Genomic DNA, 17811 nt, shown 5'->3' on the forward strand with positions numbered 1-17811 from the left:
CTCGTACCTGCCCTCGGAAACAGGTGGACGCCGAGTGCGCCCGTCGGACAGCCTGACGTGCGTGCCGACTCCTTCTCTCGCCGCTCTCCCCATCCGCCGCCTGACGCTCCGCGATCTCACCGCCTGCGCCGACTTGTCCGAGGACCGGGGGTGGCCGCGTGAGGAACACAAATGGGGCTTCCTCCTCGCGGCCGGAAAGGGCTATGGCATCGACGACCCCGAGGGAGGCCTCGTCACCGCGTGCGTGGTCACGGAGTACGGCCCGTACGACCAACCCGACCTGGGGGCGATCGGGATGGTGCTGGTCGCCGAGCGGCACGCCCGACAGGGCGTAGGACGTCGGCTCATGCACCACGTCCTCTCCTTGATGGGGGCCACCCCGCTGACCCTGCACGCCACGCCCTATGGGCGTCCGCTCTACGAGGAGTTGGGCTTCAAGGTCACCGGCCGGGCGGAGATGCTCAAGGGGCACTTCACGCCGGGCGGCTCCGCACCGACGGTGCGTACCCGTACGGCCACCGCCGAGGATCTCGCCGCCATCCTCCAGCTCGACGAGGAAGTGCTCGGCACCGATCGCACGCACCTCGTCACCCGGCTGCCCGCCTTCGCCGACCAGTTGCGCGTCGTCGAGGAGAACGGCCGGATCACCGGATACGCGGCCGCCTGGCCCAACATGGACACCCACGTCGTCGGGCCGCTGGTCGCCCGTGACACCGAGACGGCCCAGGCACTTCTCGTGTCCCTGGCCACCGGCACCGATCGTCCGCTGCGCACCGACATCGACGTACGGCACGAAGAGCTGCGGGCGTGGGCCAAGGAGCGCGGCCTTGCTCCGGTCGCCTACAACGCGGTCATGACGTACGGGATCTCCGAGCTGCCGGGGGACTGGAAGCGGCGGTTCGCTCCGCTGACGGTGGCGGCGGTCTGAGCCACAGGTGGACGACGGCGCCGGTCCCCCGGGTCAGGGGATCCGGCGCCGTCGTCGTTGTCCTGTCGCCTCTCAGTGATGCACGGCAGGGCGTTGTCCGGCAGGTGTCGCCACAGCCACCACGGTGCTGGGAGCACTGCCCTTGCGCTCCAGCGCGGCCGAGAGGAACGCGAGCAGCAGGGCTGCCGCGGCCAGGGCGGCGCCCACCCAGTTGGGGGCGGTGTAGCCGAAGCCGGCCGCGATGACCAGTCCGCCGAGCCAGGCGGAGAGGGCGTTGCCGAGGTTGAAGGCGCCGATGTTGACGGCCGAGGCGAGCGTGGGAGCGTCGTGCGCCTGGTCGAGCACCCTCTTCTGCAACGGAGGCACGGCGGCGAAGCCCAGCGCACCGATGAGGGCGATCGTGACGCCGGCCAGGACCTTGTGGTGCGCGGTCAGCGTGAAGAGCGCGAGCACGACGGCCAGGGCGCCCAGCGAGACGTAGAGCAACGGCATCAGGGCGCGGTCGGCGTACCTGCCGCCGACGAGGTTGCCGCCGACCATGCCGAGTCCGAAGAGGACCAGCAGCCAGGTGACCGAGCCGTCGGCGAAACCGGCCACGTGGGTCATCATCGGCGCGATGTAGGTGATGGCGGCGAAGACTCCACCGAAGCCGAGGACGGTCATCGCCATGGCAAGCAGGACCTGGGCGTTCTTGAAGGCGGCCAGTTCGTGGCGCAGGCGTACCCCTTCGGGCCGGGGCATCTCGGGGACGAGCCGGGCGATGCCCGCGAGGCCGGCGACGCCGAGCGCGGCGACGATCGTGAAGGTGAGCCGCCAGCCCGCGGTCTGCCCGATCAGCGTTCCCAGCGGGACACCGACGACATTGGCGACGGTCAGACCGGTGAACATCATCGAGATGGCTCCGGCCTTCTTGTCCGGGGCGACGAGGTCGGCGGCGACGACCGACCCGATGCCGAAGAAGGCTCCATGGGCGAGGGAGGCGATGACGCGGCCGATCAGCATGACACTGAACACGGGGGCGAGGGCGGAGAGCAGGTTGCCGACGATGAACAGCCCCATCAGCAGCATCAGCATCCGCTTGCGGGAGATCCTGGTGCCCAGTGCGGTCATGAGCGGGGCACCGAGCATGACGCCCAGCGCGTAGCCGGTGACCAGGAACCCGGCGGTGGGGATGGAGACCCCGAAGTCGTCCGCGACCTCGGGCAGCAGGCCCATGATCACGAACTCAGTCGTACCGATTCCGAAGGCCCCGATCGCGAGAGCCAGAAGCGCGAGCGGCATGGGGGGTGACACCTTCCCAGACGATTGCAGGAGCATGTTTCGCTCTCTAACAATAATTGCAGACGCGCTATATATGCAAACGCCGGTTACTGGCCCGCTCCGCTTCCGCCCGAAGCCCCCCGCGTAGGGTGCCGCCCATGGGAGATCTCGACATCCGGCCCGCCACCGCGGACGACGTCCCCGCCATCGTGGCGATGCTCGCCGACGACCCCCTGGGCGCCGAGCGGGAGTCACCGGGCGACCTGACCCCCTACCTGGCCGCCCTGGAGCGCCTCACCTCCGACCCGAACCAGCATCTGGTCGTCGCCACCCGCGAGGACCGCGTCGTGGGCACGCTTCAGCTCACCGTCGTTCCAGGACTGTCCCGGCGCGGTGCCACCAGGTCGATCATCGAGGGGGTACGCGTCCACGCCGACGAGCGCGGCAGCGGGCTCGGGACCCTGCTCATCGAATGGGCGATCGAGGAATCGCGGCGCCACGACTGCAGGCTGGTGCAGTTGACGTCCGACAACACCCGTACAGACGCCCACCGCTTCTACGAACGGCTAGGTTTCACAGCCTCGCACGTGGGCTTCAAGCTGGCCCTCTGAGCTGCCGGAGCGCTCCGGGCGACTATCCGATGCCGCGCCACCCCTGCGGGTCCACTCCCCCCGGCACGTCGGCCTCCTGGTCGTAGGGCTGCCGGGTGAACACGAACGACCCGAGGTCGAGGTGGTCCACGGACCCGTCGGGTCGTCGTACGGCTGTCAGGAGCTCCCCCTCGAAGTAGCCCTCCAGGCCCGTCCAGCTGCCGTCCCCGTTGGCCCGGAACCGCGAGCGACGGCCGGCACCGGACAGAGGCTCCAGCGACGCGAGTCCGTCCGCCGTCAGGCGCAGGGCGAATCCGTGCGTCCCCCAGTACCACTGCCCCGCCAACTCCAGCGCCGGCGCGTCGGCTTCGCGCAGCGGACGCCAGGGCTCGGGGATCCTGGGCTCGGCCTCGGCGACGATCCGCACGAGGTCGGCACCGACCGTGGACAGCAGGGGGCCGGAGGTGCAGTTGGCGAGCACGACCGCGGCGACATCGTCCTCCACCCCGATCGTCAGGTTCGCCAGGAAGCCGGGCAGCGAGCCCGAATGCCCCACCAGCAACCGCCCCGCACGGTGCTGCACCTGCAACCCGAGCCCATAGGAGGCGCCGTCGGCGAGGTCCCCGATCCCCGGCGGAGCCGCGGGCGTCCGCATCTCCCGCACGGTCTCCGCGCTCAGCACCCGGTCGTCGCCGTTCGTCAGGAAGACCGCGAACCGCGCCAGGTCGGCCGTGGTGGACCACAGCTGCCCCGCGGGAGCCATCCGTCCGAGGTCCTCGGCGGGTTCCGGCAGCATCACGTCGGCCCACGGATGCACGGCCCAACCGCCGGCGTGCGGCGCCTCGGGACGAACGCCCGTGCGGTCGAGTCCCAGCGGTACGAGCACCTCACGCCGCAGGACCTCCTCCCACGGAGCCCCGCGCAGCTTCTCGACCAGCGCGCCCAGCAGGGTGTATCCGGGGTTCGAGTAGTGGAAGCGGCGCCCCACGGGATGCAGCAAGGGCTGCTCACCCAGCACGTCGGCCAGTTCGGGGCGCAGTGAGCCGGACGTGCGTTCCCACCAGGGGGCGGGCGACTCGGCCGCCAATCCACCGGTGTGGGCGAGCAGTTCGGCGACGGTGGCCTCCCCCGCCCCCGTGCCGGGCACATGCTTCTCGAGCGGGTCGCCGAGGTCGAGCAGCCCCTCGTCCCGCAGTCTCAGGACGAGAACGGCGGTGAAGGTCTTGGTGATCGACCCGATGCGGTACTGCACGGTCTCGTCCGGCCCGTGCCCGTCCACCGACGTACGGGACCCGTGCCACACGGCCCGTCCGCCCCGTACGACCGCCGCCACCAGCGAGGGCGCCCTCCCCTCGGCCTGGGCCACGGCGATCCGGTGCAGCAGCGCCCTGCGCGTGCCGGGAAGCAGCTCTTCCTGAGATGTCGTCATGCCCCCAGTCCATCCCGCGAGGGCCCCGGACGTCGACTTCTTAAGCCCGGCGTCGGGATCGGGTAGCTGCACGCGCTGAGCCACGAGGAAGAGGACCAGGACCACGACCCCCGGCGAGCCCAGATCGCGCACCGATGAGTTTCCCGCGCCACTCTGGTCCCCACACCGGACACTCGGGACGGAAGGCTGGGCGATGCGAAAACTGATCTACGGCATGAACCTGACCCTGGACGGCTTCATCGCCGCGCCTGGCGACGACATCAGCTGGGGCGGCCCACGCAACGAGGAGCTGTTCCAGTGGTGGCTCGACCACGAGCGGGCGAGTGGCGTGACGCTGTACGGGCGCAAGCTGTGGGAGGCGATGAGCTCCCACTGGCCGACCGGCGACCAGCAGCCGGGCGCCAGTGCCGCGGAGATCGAGTTCGCGCGGAACTGGCGGGACACGCCGAAGGTGGTGTTCTCCTCGACGCTCGACAAGGTCGACTGGAACGCCCGCCTGGTCACCGGCGACGCGATCGCCGAGATCACCCGGCTCAGGTCCGAGGACGGCGGCCCCATGACCATCGGCGGCGCGACGCTGGCCGGGGCGGCCATGCGCGCCGGGCTGATCGACGAGTACGCGGTCGTCGCCCATCCGGTCCTGGTGGGCAGCGGCACGCCGTTCTTCGCCGCGCTGGACAGCTGGGTGAACCTGAACCTGCTGGAGACCCGGACGTTCCCGGGTGGCGTGGTCCTGAGCAGGTACGAGACGCGCCGCTGAGAGGCGACTCCCGCGCGCCCGTCAGGTCTGAGCCATGTCCACGAAGCGGGAGTAGTGGCCCTGGAAGGCGACGGTGATCGTGGCCGTCGGGCCGTTACGGTGCTTGCCGACGATGATGTCCGCCTCGCCCGCGCGCGGTGACTCCTTCTCGTAGGCGTCCTCGCGGTGCAGCAGGATCACCATGTCGGCGTCCTGCTCGATGGAACCGGACTCACGCAAGTCGGACACCATCGGTTTCTTGTCCGTGCGCTGCTCGGGACCACGGTTGAGCTGCGAGAGCGCGATCACCGGGACCTCCAGCTCCTTGGCCAGGAGCTTGAGGTTACGGGACATGTCCGAGACCTCCTGCTGACGGCTCTCCTGGCGCTTGGAGCCACCGGCCTGCATGAGCTGGAGATAGTCGATGATCACGAGCTTGATGTCGTTGCGCTGCTTCAGCCGCCGGCACTTGGCCCGGATCTCCATCATCGACAGGTTCGGGGAGTCGTCGATGTAGAGGGGCGCGGAGGACACCTCGGGCATCCGGCGGGCCAGCCGGGTCCAGTCCTCGTCGGTCATGGTGCCCGAACGCATGTGGTGCAGAGCCACTCTCGCCTCGGCCGACAGCAGACGCATCGCGATCTCGTTGCGCCCCATTTCGAGGGAGAAGATGACGCTGGCGAGGTTGTTCTTGATGGACGCCGCGCGCGCGAAGTCCAGGGCGAGAGTGGATTTTCCCATGGCGGGGCGGGCCGCGATGACGATCATCTGGCCCGGGTGCAGACCGTTGGTGAGCGAGTCGAGGTCGGTGAACCCGGTCGGCACACCGGTCATCTCTCCGCTGCGCGAGCCGATCGCCTCGATCTCGTCGAGCGCGCCTTCCATGATGTCGCCGAGCGGCAGGTAGTCCTCGCTGGTGCGCTGTTCGGTGACCGCGTAGATCTCGGCCTGAGCCCGGTTGACGATCTCGTCGACGTCGTCGTCCGCCGCGTATCCCATCTGGGTGATACGGGTACCGGCCTCGACCAGGCGGCGCAGGACCGCGCGCTCATGGACGATCTCCGCGTAGTACTCGGCGTTGGCCGCCGTCGGCACGGTCTGGACGAGGGTGTGCAGATACGATGCGCCGCCCACCTTGTTGATCTCACCGCGCTTGGTGAGCTCGGCGGCGATGGTGATCGGGTCGGCCGGCTCGCCCTTGGCGTAGACGTCCAGGATCGACTGGAAGATTGTCTCGTGGGCGGGCTTGTAGAAGTCGTGGCCCTTGATGACCTCGACGACGTCGGCGATGGCGTCCTTGGAGAGCAGCATGCCGCCGAGGACGGACTGCTCGGCGTCCAGGTCCTGGGGCGGGACCCGCTCGAAGGCCGTGCCTCCGCCGTCCCACCCGCTGTCCCTTCCCCGGTCGTGCTGCTCGTCCCGGCCACGGCCTCCGTCGCCGCGGCGGCGCGAGGACGGCAGACGATCACTGGGCCCGCTGTCGGCCCACGGGTCGTCCAAGGGCTCGGAAATACTCACCGAGCCACCTCCTCCCGTCCGCCGAGCGGACCTTCGCCGTGCTTCTCATTTCTACGGCACGGCACTGACAAATGAGACGCCCAACTCCGGTTCTGGCGCGTCGGGTTTGTGATGATTTCCAGGCCGACGGACGGAGCGGGCGCCGGACCACCGTAGGCCCGCGGGCACCGTCAGCCAATCTGGTTATCCACAGGCCATGTGGACGACGGCCCGGATGCTGTGGAGAACTCCGCAAAACCTGTGCACGACCCGGTGGACAGTCCTGTGAACAAGCCCCGCCTTCTTCCCGAGGAACGGCTCTGACCTGCACGTTCGCCGTCCACCGGCTGTGCAGAAGAAAAACTTTCCCGGTCGGCTCAAGATCAGGTCGAGCTGTTCGTCACGGCGCACACCATGCGCACGCAGGTAAGGGTTCAACTTGCATTGCATCTCTTACCTGTGGACGATTAGATTGGTGCACATGACACAGGCGTCCGCAGCCCCCAAGGCGACCCGGCGACAGCACGACCGCGAGATCGTCGCACTCGCCGTTCCGGCCTTCGGCGCACTCGTCGCCGAACCCCTCTTCGTGATGGCCGACAGCGCGATCGTCGGCCATCTGGGGACCGCACAACTCGCCGGCCTCGGCATCGCCTCGGCCCTCCTCACGACGGCCGTCAGCGTCTTTGTCTTCCTCGCCTACGCCACCACGGCCGCCGTCGCCCGACGCGTGGGAGCAGGCGACCTCCAGGCCGCCATCCGCCAGGGCATGGACGGCATTTGGCTCGCCCTGCTGCTCGGGGCCGCCGTCATCGCCGTGTTCGTCCCCACCGCGCCCTCGATCGTGGAGCTCTTCGGCGCCTCTCACACCGCGGCCCCCTACGCCATCACCTACTTGCAGATCTCAGCACTCGGCATCCCCGCCATGCTCGTGGTGCTCGCCGCGACCGGAGTACTGCGCGGACTCCAGGACACCAGAACTCCCCTGTACGTGGCCGTCGCCGGCTTCGTCGCCAATGGCATCCTCAACGCGGCCCTGGTCTACGGCGCCGACCTGGGCATCGCGGGTTCCGCCTGGGGCACGGTCATCGCCCAGTTCGGTATGGCGGCCGCCTATCTCGTGGTCGTCGTCCGCGGAGCCCGCCGGCATGGAGCTTCCCTGCGTCCCGACGCCGCAGGGATCAGGGCCTCCGCTCAGGCGGGCGCTCCTCTTCTGGTCCGCACGCTTTCCCTGAGGGCGATCCTGATGATCGCCACAGCCGTGGCGGCTCGCCTCGGCGACGCCAACATCGCCGCCCACCAGATCATCCTGTCTCTGTGGAGCCTGCTCGCCTTCGCCTTGGACGCGATCGCCATCGCCGGGCAGGCCATCATCGGCCGCTATCTGGGCGCCGGTGACAGAGACGGTGCCCGTCAAGCGTGCCGTCGGATGGTGGAGTGGGGCATCGCGGTGGGCGTCGTCCTGGGCGTGCTGGTCGTGCTCGCGCGGCCCCTGTTCCTGCCCCTGTTCACCGGTGACTCAACGGTCAAAGACGCTGCACTGCCCGCGCTGGTGATCGTGGCTCTGTCCCAGCCGATCTGTGGTGTGGTCTTCGTTCTGGACGGCGTCCTGATGGGTGCGGGCGACGGGCCCTACCTGGCCTGGGCCATGGTGGTCACCCTCGCCGTCTTCACTCCGGCTGCTCTGCTCGTCCCGGTCCTGGGCGGCGGTCTCACGGCCGTGTGGGCAGCAATGACGCTGATGATGGCGGTCCGCATGCTGACGCTGTGGCTGCGAACCCGCTCCGGCCGCTGGATCGTCACGGGCGCGACCCGCTGACCGTTTCACGTGAAACATCGTGGGCCGTCACGTTTCACGTGAAACACGATGCGCTTCCCGCCGGTTCGAGCATGAGAAAGGGGCCGCACCAGTGAAGGTACGGCCCCTCTCCAACTGCTCAAGCGAGACGCAACTGCTCAAGCCAATCGCAGCGATCAGGCTGCGACGACCTCGATGTTGACCTTGGCGGCAACCTCGGGGTGCAGACGCACGGACGTCTCGTGGGCGCCCAGGGTCTTGATGGGCGAGCCCAGCTCGATGCGGCGCTTGTCGACCTCGGGGCCACCGGAAGCCTTGATCGCGGAAGCGATGTCGGCCGGGGTGACGGAACCGAAGAGACGACCGGCGTCGCCGGAGCGGACGGCCAGGCGGACCTTGACGCCCTCGAGCTGCGCCTTCACCTGGTTGGCCTGCTCGATGGTCTGGATCTCGTGGATCTTGCGAGCACGACGGATCTGCTCGACGTCCTTCTCGCCGCCCTTGGTCCAGCGGATCGCGAAGTTCCGCGGGATCAGGTAGTTGCGAGCGTAACCGTCCTTGACGTCGACGACGTCGCCCGCGGCACCGAGGCCGGAGACCTCGTGGGTGAGGATGATCTTCATTAGTCGGTCACCCTTCCCTTATCGCGCGGTGGAGGTGTAGGGCAGCAGCGCCATCTCACGGCTGTTCTTGACGGCCGTGGCGACGTCACGCTGGTGCTGCGTGCAGTTGCCGGTCACGCGGCGGGCACGGATCTTGCCGCGGTCGGAAATGAACTTCCGCAGCATGTTCGTGTCCTTGTAGTCCACGTACGTGACCTTGTCCTTGCAGAAAGCGCAGACCTTCTTCTTAGGCTTGCGCACAGGCGGCTTCGCCATGGTGTTTCTCCTGTGTGATCAAGAAGTGTGGGTACGACCCACCCCTCGGCCCGAGGCCTAGAAGGGGGGCTCGTCCGAGTAGCCGCCGCCACTGCCGCCGGAGTTTCCACCCCAGCCGCCACCGCCGCCGCCCTGGTTGCCACCGGCGGGAGCGCTGGTGGCCCACGGGTCGTCAGCGGGAGCGCCGCCGCCCTGCTGACCGCCGCCGGAGTTTCCACCCCAGCCGCCGCCACCCTGGCCGCCACCGCCACCGCCGCCGTAACCGCCCTGGCCACCCCGACCGGCGCCGCCGGCCGTCTTGGTGACCTTGGCCGTGGCACTGCGCAGGCTGGCGCCGACTTCCTCGACGTCCAGCTCGTAGACCGTGCGCTTGACGCCCTCACGGTCCTCGTAGGACCGCTGCTTCAGCCGGCCCTGCACGATGACGCGCATGCCTCGCTGGAGCGACTCGGCGACGTTCTCCGCCGCCTGACGCCAGACGGAGCAGGTCAGGAACAGGCTCTCGCCGTCCTTCCACTCGTTCGTCTGACGGTCGAAGGTGCGGGGGGTGGACGCGACACGGAACTTCGCGACCGCCGCACCGGAAGGGGTGAAGCGCAGCTCGGGGTCGTCGACAAGATTGCCGACGACCGTGATGACGGTCTCGCCTGCCATGGGGAACCTCTCGGCGGGTTTGCTGCTCTGGCTGCTTGGTTGCTGCTACTCGAATCCCGGGATCAGCTGAGCGGGAGAGCTCAGTGGGTCTCGGGGCGGAGGACCTTGGTCCGGAGGACCGACTCGTTCAGGTTCAGCTGTCGGTCGAGCTCCTTGACGATCGCGGGCTCAGCCTGCAGATCGATGACCGAGTAGATGCCCTCGGGCTTCTTCTTGATCTCGTACGAGAGACGACGACGGCCCCAGGTGTCGACCTTCTCGACCTTGCCGTTGCCCTCACGGACGACGGAGAGGAAGTTCTCGATCAGGGGGGCGACGGCGCGCTCCTCCAGATCGGGGTCGAGGATGACCATCACCTCGTAGTGACGCATGTGGAACCCACCTCCTTTGGACTCAGCGGCCACGGTCGTTCCGTGGCAGGAGGGTTGTGATGCGTACGCAACGGTATCGGCCGCCACTGACAATCGGGGCTCCCTCGCGGTAGACCCGGTCGTGACATGGGCAGACACATTGCAGACGGTACAGACTACCCGCACACCGGCTTCCGGTTGAAATCCGGCCTCGGGGACCGTCACTCTGTACACATCGGGTGTGTATGGCGCTACGATGCGCCGCCTTCCGCAGGAGGTGCCCTATGGCACAGGCAATGCGACCCAACACCGCCGGAGGCCTCTTCGCCACGGACGGAAAGCCCCATCCCCTCCAGGACACCCTGCTCGCGGTGACCCTGGTGCTGGGCATCACGGCGTTCGTGACGGCGATGTTCCACAACCTGCACCTGCTCAGCTCCTGGACCGGCCTGGTGGGCATCCTCACCGGCGCGTACGGCCAGTGGATCTCGGAGACGACCAGGGAGCGCTTCGGACTGATCCTGGGTCTGGGCGCCGCCGCGGTCGGCTTCTTCCTCGGCATGGCGCACGGCGGCCTCTTCGGTGGGGTCATCAGCTGACGCCACGGGCACCCGCCCTTCTCAACAACCACCCAAAGCACCGCGGAACGCCTCGGCGGCCCCACAGCCGGGACGCAGGTGCCGTACGCCCAGTCGGGGCGCTCGCCAGGCGCAGTAGGCTTCGGCGCGAGAGCCGGAGCCCCTGTACCCATGGGGACACACCAGCCCGAGGAGCGCCCCGAATGAGCCTGACCCTGAGGACGATCAGTCGCGAGCAGCATCTGGCGTACATCCAGAGCCTGCCCTCGGCGAGCCACATGCAGGTTCCTGCCTGGGCAGACGTCAAGGCGGAGTGGCGCTCCGAGAGCCTCGGCTGGTTCGACGAGAAGACCGGCGAACTGGTGGGCGCGGGTCTCGTCCTCTACCGCCAGCTGCCCAAGATCAAGCGCTACCTCGCCTATCTGCCCGAGGGCCCGGTCATCAACTGGTATGCGCCAAATCTGACCGAGTGGCTGGAACCGATGCTCGCGCATCTCAAGCATCAGGGCGCTTTCTCCGTGAAGATGGGCCCGCCGGTGATCATCCGGCGCTGGGAGGCCACCTCCATCAAGGCCGGCATCCAGAACCCGGACGTGAAGCGGCTGCGGGACATCGAGGCCGACTTCATCGAGCCGCGCGCCTTCGAGGTCGCCGACAAGCTCCGCCGGATGGGCTGGCAGCAGGGCGAGGACGGGGGAGCCGGCTTCGGTGACGTCCAGCCGCGGTACGTCTACCAGGTGCCGCTCGCGAACCGCTCCCTGGAAGAGGTCCACAAGAACTTCAACCAGCTGTGGCGCCGCAACATCAAGAAGGCTGAGAAGGCCGGCGTCGAGGTCGTCCAGGGCGGCTACCAGGACCTCGAGGAATGGCAACGGCTGTACGAGATCACCGCGGTCCGCGACCACTTCCGGCCGCGTCCGCTGTCGTACTTCCAGCGCATGTGGACGGCCCTCAACACCGAGGACCCCAACCGGATGCGGCTGTACTTCGCCCGCCACGAGGGCGTGAACCTGTCGGCGGCGACCATGCTGATCGTCGGCGGGCACGTCTGGTACTCCTACGGCGCCTCCGACAACATCGGCCGTGAGGTCCGGCCCTCGAACGCGATGCAGTGGCGGATGCTGCGCGACGCCTACGCGCTCGGCGCGACCGTCTACGACCTGCGGGGCATCTCCGACTCGCTGGACGAGACCGACCACCTCTTCGGTCTGATCCAGTTCAAGGTGGGCACGGGCGGCCAGGCGGCCGAGTACCTCGGCGAGTGGGACTTCCCGCTCAACAAGCTGCTCCACAAGGCGCTCGACATCTACATGTCGCGCCGCTGACGCCGCGCTCTTCGGTTCAATAGCTCGCATACCTCTGATACACCGCAGCCACCAGAAAGGTTCCGGGTCCGGCCATGGCGCTCACGCTCTACGTCGACACCGCGCGCTGGCGTGCGCACCACAAGCACGTGCAGGAGCAGTTCCCGGGGCTCGTCCCGGTCTGCAAAGGCAACGGCTACGGCTTCGGGCACGAGCGGCTGGCGGAGGAGGCCACCCGGCTTGGCTCGGACGTGCTCGCCGTCGGCACGACCTACGAGGCCGCCCGGATCAAGGACTGGTTCGGCGGTGACCTGCTGGTCCTCACGCCGTACCGACGGGGCGAGGAGCCCGTGCCGCTGCCCGACCGGGTGATCCGTTCGGTGTCGTCGATAGACGGCGTCTACGGCCTGGTGGGCGCCCGCGTCGTCATCGAGGTGATGTCCTCGATGAAGCGGCACGGCATCACCGAGCAGGAACTGCCGCAGTTGCACGCCGCCATCGAGAACGTCCGCCTCGAGGGCTTCGCGATCCACCTGCCGCTGGACCGCACCGACGGCTCGGACGCCGTCGAGGAGGTCATCGGCTGGATGGACCGGCTGCGCGCGGCCCGGCTGCCGCTGCACACCATGTTCGTCAGCCACCTCAAGGCCGAGGACCTGGCCCGGCTCCAGCAGCAGTTCCCGCAGACCCGGTTCCGCGCCCGCATCGGGACCCGGCTGTGGCTCGGTGACCACGACTCCACCGAGTACCGCGGTGCGGTCCTGGACGTCACCCGGGTCTCCAAGGGGGACCGCTTCGGCTACCGGCAGCAGAAGGCGGCCTCGGACGGCTTCCTGGTCGTCGTGGCGGGCGGTACCTCGCACGGGGTGGGCCTGGAGGCCCCGAAGGCCCTGCACGGCGTCATGCCGCGCGCCAAGGGGGTCGCCCGCGCCGGCCTGGCCACGGTCAACCGGAACCTTTCTCCGTTCGTCTGGGGCGGCAAGCAGCGCTGGTTCGCCGAGCCGCCGCACATGCAGGTCTCCATCCTCTTCGTGCCGTCGGACGCCCCGGAGCCGAAGGTCGGCGAGGAGCTGGTGGCCCATCTGCGGCACACCACCACGCAGTTCGACCGCATCGTCGACCGCTGAGCCGTCCAAGAGCCTTGGTGGAGACGCTCTAGGGACGCTGTCGTAGAGACAGCAGAAGGCCGTACAGGGCAGCCCCTGTACGGCCTTTCGTGCTGTGACACCCAGGCGTGTTCGCTCAGAGCGAACGGTCGGTGGTCCCCGGTTCGCTGCCCCACTCCACCTGCGGTCCGTCGAACTGGGCGGCGTGCCGCGGCCGATGGGCTGCGGCGCCGAGCACGAAGACGTCCTCCGCCCGGTCGAGGACACCGCCCGATGGATCGTCGTCGCCGGCCAGCCGCACCACGTCCCGCTCCGGCATGAGGATGTCGCGCAGGACCATCGCGCACAGGTACGCGGTGCCCATCAGATGCAGCCCGATGGCCCAGTGGTAGCCGTCGGTCGGCAGACCCTTGTGGGCGTTGCCGCTGGTCGTGTAGGCGAGGTACATCCAGATGCCGAGGAAGTACGCCACCTCGCAGGCCTGCCAGATCAGGAAGTCCCGCCACTTGGGCCGGGCCAGTACGGCCAGCGGCACCAGCCACAGGACGTACTGCGGGGAGTAGACCTTGTTGGTGAGGATGAACGCGGCGACGATCAGGAACGCGAGCTGGGCGAAACGCGGCCGGCGCGGGGCGGTCAGCGTCAGTGCCGCGATGCCCGCGCAGGCCAGCAGCATCAGCAGCGTGGCGAAGGTGTTGACAGTCTCGGTGCTCAGCGGGTCGCTGGAGTTCTGGGCCATGATCAGCCAGAAGGAGCCGAAGTCCACGCCCCGCTCCTGGCTGAACGTGTAGAACTTCGACCAGCCGTCGAAGGCGAAGAACATCACCGGCAGGTTCACCACGAGCCAGGAGACGACCGCGCCGCCCAGGGCCTTCCCGAAGTCCCGCCATTTGCCCGCCCGCCAGCACAGCACGAACAGCGGGCCGAGCAGGAAGACGGGGTAGAGCTTGGCGGCCGTGGCGAGGCCCAGGAGGACGCCGAAGGCGAGCGAACGGCCACGAGCCCACATCAGCATCGCGGAGGCCGTCAGAGCGACCGCCAGCAGGTCCCAGTTGATGGTGGCGGTCAGCGCGAACGCCGGCGCCAGGGCGACCAGCAGCCCGTCCCAGGGGCGACGGGCGTGCGTACGGCTCACGCAGACGACGATGACGGCCGCGCAGGCCATCAGCATCCCCGCGTTGACCATCCAGTACCACTGCTCCTGGTCCTGGATGCTGCCGCTGCCGGGCGTTAGCCAGGCGGCGACCTCCATGAACACACCGGTCAGCACCGGGTATTCGAGGTACTGCATGTCACCGGGGAGCTTGTCGAAGTACGGGACGAGCCCGTCGGCGAAGCCGCGTCCCTGGTAGAGGTGCGGGATGTCGGAGTAGCACGCGTGCGTGTACTGGGAGCTGGCACCGAAGAACCAGGCGCCGTCGTAGCAGGGCGCCTTCTGGACCAGGCCCAGCGCGAACACACCGATGGCCACGAGAGCGATGACCCGCACGGGGTTCCACCAGGACGTCCCCAGCAGAGCACGGCGCCCCAGAGGGCCACCGATCAACTCGCTGCCGCTCCTGGCGACCTCGTCGTTCCTGGTCGGAGGTACGAGGTCCGACTCGTCCACGCTCGCTGGCGTCGGTTCAGCACTGGGCATGGCACACATCCTGCCGTACAAGGCTAGGAGTACGCCGAGGGCCGCCGCACCTGGTGGGTGCGGCGGCCCATGTTTCACGTGAAACACCCTCGACGGGTCATATGGCAGCTAACCGCCCGATCCTCCGAAGAGGCCTCCGTTGCCATTGCCGTTGTTGCCGTTCTCCTCCGTCGACGTGGCCGTCGGTGTGGGGGTCACGCCCCCGTCGGTGCCACCGTTGTCCGTGCCTCCGCTCGAGTCGTCGCACTGCCAGGTGAACCGGCAGGTCTCGGACGCCGTTGGCGACGGGGTGACGAACGACGGGGTGGGCGTCGGCGTGGGCGTCGGAGTGGACGACTCGCTCTCGGTGGGCGTCGGCGTGGGCGTCGGGCTCGGCTCCTCGTTGACGATCTCACCGATGGGCTCCGGCGTCGGGAAGTCGATCTTTGGCTGACCCTTCAGCGCCTGCTCCATGTAGTCGTGCCAGATCTCGGACGGGAACGACGCACCGTGGATCTTCTCCTGACCGCCCGTGCCGTACATCTCCAGGAACGTGCGGTTCTTCTTGGTCTCGTCGTCGTCCAGCCGGAACATGGTGATCGCCGTGGACAGCTGCGGGGTGTACCCGACGAACCAGGCGGACTTGTTGCCGTCCGTGGTACCGGTCTTGCCCGCCACGTCACGGCCGGTCAGCTTGGCGTTGGTACCCGTTCCCTTGTCGACCACGGTCTTGAGAACGTCGGTGACGTTGTCGGCGACCTTCTTCTCGAAGGCCTGCTCGGGCGCCGCCTTGTGCTTGAAGACCTCCCCGTCCTTGCTGGTGACCCTCTCGACGGAGAACGGCTCGTTCTGCTTGCCGCTGTCCGCGAAGGTGGCGTACGCGCCCGCCATGCGGATGGCGCTGGGGTCGGAGATACCGATGGAGAAGGAGGGGAAGTTGGTGCCGGCCAGACTGTTCTCCTTGAGACCCGCGTCCATGGCCGCCTCCTTCACCTTGTCCAGGCCGACATCCATGCCGAGCTGCACGAAGGCGGAGTTCACCGACTCCCGCATCGCCTCACGAAGGTCGATCTGGAACTTGGGCGGAGAGCCGTAGGACTGCTTGCCGTCGTTCTCCTGGAGCCACTCCTTGCCCTCCTCGTTCTTCCAGACCGTACGGTCGTAGTTCTTGATCTTGAGGTCGTTCTTGCCGCTGAACAGGCTCTTGGCGTTGACGACGGTGCGCTCGTCCTGCGCCTGGCTCTCGCCGAGGTCCGGATCACGCACGCCCCACTTCATCGCCGCGGCGAGCACGAAGGCCTTGAACGTCGAACCGACCTGGGCACCGGTCGAGTCGCAGTTGTTGGTGAAGTGCGTCGTCGCGTCCTCGCCGCCGTAGCAGGCCCGGATCGCACCGGTGGACGGCTCCACCGACGCACCGCCGAACTGGACGAAGGTGTCCTTCGTCGGCCGCTTCTTGGGGTCGATGTTCTCCTTGCGGACCTTCTTGACCGCTGCCTCGAGCTCGCCGACCTTCTTCTTGTCGAAGGTCGTGTAGATCGAGTAGCCACCCTGCTGAAGCTGGTCGGCGGTGATGATCTTGTTGTTGACCAGATAGGCCTTGGCGAGGTCGACCAGATAGCCGACCTGACCCTTGAGCTGGGTGTTGGACCGGGGGTTCTGCACCTTGGGAAGCGAGGTGTAGTTGGCCCGGTCCGCCGCGCTGAGATGGCCGTACTCGACCATCTTGTTCAGGGTGTCCTGCATCTGCCGGAGGGCCCGCTTCTGGTTGGCCTCAGGCGTGGCGTTCGCGGGGTCGATGGAGGTCGCGCCCGCCGGGTCGTAGTACGTGGCGCCCTTCAACGTGGCGGCCAGGAAGGCGCACTCGCCCGGGTCCAGCTTCTCGGCGTCCTTGTTGAAGTACGCGCGCGCGGCGGCCTGGAGGCCGTAGGCGTTGCGTCCGTAGTACGCGGAGTTCAGGTACTCGGCCATGATCTGGTCCTTGTTGACCGTGGCTCCGACCTTGATGGAGATGAAGATCTCCTTGAACTTGCGTGTGACGGTCTGGGACTGGTCGTTCAGGAGCGCGTTCTTGACGTACTGCTGGGTGATGGTGGAACCACCCTGAGTCTCGCCGCCCCTGACCATGTTGAACACGGCGCGGGCGATGCCCTTGGGGTCGATGCCGCTGTCTGTGTAGAAGGTCTTGTTCTCCTGCGAGACGACGGCGTACTGCATCGCCTTCGGGATCTGCGCGAGGTTGATGATCTGACGGTTGGTCTCACCGCCGGTGGAAACCATCTCGCTGCCGTCGGACCAGTAGAAGACGTTGTTCTGCGCCGTCGCGGTCTTGTCAATGTTCGGAACACTGACGAGCGCGTACCCGACGCCGGCCACGGCCACCAGGCTTCCGATGAAGCCGATGAACAGTCCCGTCACCAGCTTCCAGGACGGCACCCAGCGCGCCACGCCGTACTTGCCGGCGCGCGGATAGTCGATCAGCCGCTTCCTGCCGGGATCGGCCGCCCGCCCACGACCCGTCGGCGCCCCACGGCGGTTCCCGCGGCCCGGCTCCGGTCCTCTGCGGCGACCACCGCCGCCCGTGCTTCTCTGGGCGGCGCGGCGGGTCTCGGCACGGCTGCCGTACGGACGTTCCTCGCCTTCCGGACCGAAAGCAGCGGACTCCTGGGAACTCGTCCCATAGGAGTCGGCAAGAGACCCGGTGGCGCCTCGCGGAGCCGCGCGGCGGCCGGAGGACGAGCCGGACTGGCCGCGTCGGGCCGCGGCACGTCCGCCTCCCTGCGGCTGCGGCGGTTTGCGACGGTGCTCGCTCATCGAACGACTACTCCTCGGGCAGGCGCACCTTTGCGCGCCTGGAAACGGCGGCTGGTTTCCGGTCCCCCCGAAGTACGGATGCGGTCGGTCGCTCATTCATCCGTACTGCACCGGGACAACGACGCCCCCCAGGCGTCACTCGCTTCCCGGTGGCGTGCATGCCGCACAGACTACGCACCGTCAAAACCCGCCGAGCCCCGAAGTTCACCCCAAATCAGGCAACTTGGTTCGCATGAATCATTGATGTGATCCCGTTCACCATCCCCCC

At 68.1% G+C, this 17811-nt stretch carries 16 protein-coding genes; 7 read left to right on the plus strand and 9 right to left on the minus strand.

Going from position 1 to position 17811, the window contains the following annotated elements:
• The first annotated feature begins 61 nt into the window (after positions 1–61).
• Complete coding sequence (locus AQJ54_RS32605) at positions 62–928, plus strand: GNAT family N-acetyltransferase (RefSeq protein ID WP_062243754.1); 867 nt, start codon at positions 62–64, stop codon at positions 926–928.
• Between the two features lie 72 nt (positions 929–1000).
• On the opposite strand, the gene AQJ54_RS32610 is transcribed toward AQJ54_RS32605, so the two are convergent.
• Entirely contained in the window at positions 1001–2209 is a 1209-nt protein-coding gene (locus tag AQJ54_RS32610; RefSeq protein ID WP_062243376.1) for an MFS transporter, read from the minus strand.
• 137 nt (positions 2210–2346) lie between these two features.
• Between AQJ54_RS32610 and AQJ54_RS32615 the strand changes: the two genes are divergently transcribed.
• Positions 2347–2799 (plus strand): GNAT family N-acetyltransferase, encoded by a 453-nt coding sequence (locus AQJ54_RS32615; protein WP_062025623.1) that lies wholly within the window; start codon positions 2347–2349, stop codon positions 2797–2799.
• Positions 2800–2821: 22 nt separating this feature from the next.
• Here the strand turns inward: AQJ54_RS32615 and AQJ54_RS32620 are convergent, their stop codons facing one another.
• A complete protein-coding gene (locus AQJ54_RS32620) occupies positions 2822–4207 on the minus strand; it encodes a serine hydrolase domain-containing protein (RefSeq protein ID WP_062243379.1) in 1386 nt (461 codons plus the stop codon).
• Between the two features lie 193 nt (positions 4208–4400).
• On the opposite strand from AQJ54_RS32620, the gene AQJ54_RS32625 reads away from it, so the two are divergent.
• A complete protein-coding gene (locus AQJ54_RS32625) occupies positions 4401–4967 on the plus strand; it encodes a dihydrofolate reductase family protein (protein WP_062243382.1) in 567 nt (188 codons plus the stop codon).
• Positions 4968–4988: 21 nt separating this feature from the next.
• Here AQJ54_RS32625 and dnaB read toward each other — a convergent pair whose 3' ends face one another.
• On the minus strand, positions 4989–6464 hold the full coding sequence (gene dnaB / locus AQJ54_RS32630) for a replicative DNA helicase (protein ID WP_062243385.1): 1476 nt from the start codon (positions 6462–6464) through the stop codon (positions 4989–4991).
• Between the two features lie 460 nt (positions 6465–6924).
• Between dnaB and AQJ54_RS32635 the strand changes: the two genes are divergently transcribed.
• Complete coding sequence (locus AQJ54_RS32635) at positions 6925–8262, plus strand: MATE family efflux transporter (RefSeq protein WP_062243388.1); 1338 nt, start codon at positions 6925–6927, stop codon at positions 8260–8262.
• Positions 8263–8417: 155 nt separating this feature from the next.
• Here the strand turns inward: AQJ54_RS32635 and rplI are convergent, their stop codons facing one another.
• The 4 genes from rplI to rpsF all read right to left on the minus strand — a co-directional run bounded on the left by rplI (position 8418) and on the right by rpsF (position 10144).
• A complete protein-coding gene (gene rplI / locus AQJ54_RS32640) occupies positions 8418–8864 on the minus strand; it encodes a 50S ribosomal protein L9 (RefSeq protein ID WP_020134131.1) in 447 nt (148 codons plus the stop codon).
• Between the two features lie 18 nt (positions 8865–8882).
• The gene (rpsR, locus tag AQJ54_RS32645; protein WP_003949403.1) at positions 8883–9119 is read right to left on the minus strand and encodes a 30S ribosomal protein S18; all 237 of its coding nucleotides are present in this window, start codon (positions 9117–9119) and stop codon (positions 8883–8885) included.
• Positions 9120–9176: 57 nt separating this feature from the next.
• Positions 9177–9773, minus strand: coding sequence for a single-stranded DNA-binding protein (locus AQJ54_RS32650; protein WP_062243391.1), 597 nt, complete (start codon positions 9771–9773; stop codon positions 9177–9179).
• Positions 9774–9853: 80 nt separating this feature from the next.
• Positions 9854–10144, minus strand: coding sequence for a 30S ribosomal protein S6 (gene rpsF, locus AQJ54_RS32655; protein ID WP_020134133.1), 291 nt, complete (start codon positions 10142–10144; stop codon positions 9854–9856).
• Between the two features lie 263 nt (positions 10145–10407).
• Between rpsF and AQJ54_RS32660 the strand changes: the two genes are divergently transcribed.
• From AQJ54_RS32660 to AQJ54_RS32670, 3 genes are all read left to right on the plus strand, one after another.
• A complete protein-coding gene (locus AQJ54_RS32660) occupies positions 10408–10722 on the plus strand; it encodes a hypothetical protein (protein ID WP_030319514.1) in 315 nt (104 codons plus the stop codon).
• 182 nt (positions 10723–10904) lie between these two features.
• On the plus strand, positions 10905–12026 hold the full coding sequence (gene femX, locus AQJ54_RS32665; protein ID WP_062025645.1) for a peptidoglycan bridge formation glycyltransferase FemX: 1122 nt from the start codon (positions 10905–10907) through the stop codon (positions 12024–12026).
• Between the two features lie 74 nt (positions 12027–12100).
• Positions 12101–13132: an alanine racemase gene (locus AQJ54_RS32670; RefSeq protein WP_020134136.1), complete on the plus strand. Its 1032-nt coding sequence runs from the start codon at positions 12101–12103 to the stop codon at positions 13130–13132.
• A 115-nt stretch (positions 13133–13247) separates the two neighbouring features.
• Here the strand turns inward: AQJ54_RS32670 and AQJ54_RS32675 are convergent, their stop codons facing one another.
• The gene (locus tag AQJ54_RS32675; protein ID WP_079070111.1) at positions 13248–14759 is read right to left on the minus strand and encodes a glycosyltransferase family 87 protein; all 1512 of its coding nucleotides are present in this window, start codon (positions 14757–14759) and stop codon (positions 13248–13250) included.
• 99 nt (positions 14760–14858) lie between these two features.
• The gene (locus AQJ54_RS32680) at positions 14859–17543 is read right to left on the minus strand and encodes a transglycosylase domain-containing protein (protein WP_079070112.1); all 2685 of its coding nucleotides are present in this window, start codon (positions 17541–17543) and stop codon (positions 14859–14861) included.
• Between the last annotated feature and the right edge of the window lie 268 nt (positions 17544–17811).

Source organism: Streptomyces griseorubiginosus, from assembly GCF_001514195.1.
Taxonomy (GTDB): domain Bacteria; phylum Actinomycetota; class Actinomycetes; order Streptomycetales; family Streptomycetaceae; genus Streptomyces; species Streptomyces griseorubiginosus.